1 protein-coding gene is annotated in these 605 nt (G+C 65.0%); it reads right to left on the reverse strand.

The genetic code is table 11. The features are described 5' to 3' along the window. Window positions 1-591 (reverse strand): dihydroorotase (locus tag OMK64_RS21480; protein WP_524536922.1); only part of this gene is annotated, 591 nt, incomplete at its 3' end. Window positions 592-605: the final 14 nt, after the last annotated feature.

Raw genomic sequence — 605 nt, forward strand, 5'->3', positions numbered from 1 at the left:
CGTGGTCAGAGGCAGCAGCCCATCGGCCACCAGCTCCAGCAGCGCCGGCAGAGCGTGCTGCACCAGGGGCAATCCCGACGGCGCCTCGCGATAAGCCAACTGTTTTTGCGCCCAGGTATGCGGCGCGTGGTCGCTGCCGATCACGTCCAGGCGGTCGCTCAGCAACGCCAGGCGCAGGGCGTCACGGTCGGCGCGGGTCTTGATCGCCGGATTGCATTTGATCTGGTGGCCGAGGCGATGATAGTCACGATCATCGAACAGCAGGTGGTGCAGGCAGACCTCGGCGGTGATGCGTTTTTCGGCAAGGGGCTTGTCTTCGAACAGCGCCAGTTCGCGGGCGCTGGTCAGGTGCAGCACATGCAGACGGGTGCCATGGAGCTTGGCCAATTCCACGGCAAAGGATGACGAGCGATAGCACGCCTCGGCATCTCGGATCAGCGGGTGCGCGACGGCGGGGGTGTGCTCGCCGAAACGCTCGTGCAGGCGCAGCTCGTTGGCCTGGATGCTCGGCGTGTGTTCGCAATGGGCCAGCAGGATGGTGGGCACTTCGGCGAACAGGCGTTCCAGGATCCGAGGGTCGTCCACCAGCATATTGCCGGTTGAAG

The sequence above is a fragment of the Cellulomonas fimi genome (assembly GCF_028527925.1).
GTDB classification, from domain to species: domain Bacteria; phylum Actinomycetota; class Actinomycetes; order Actinomycetales; family Cellulomonadaceae; genus Cellulomonas; species Cellulomonas fimi_C.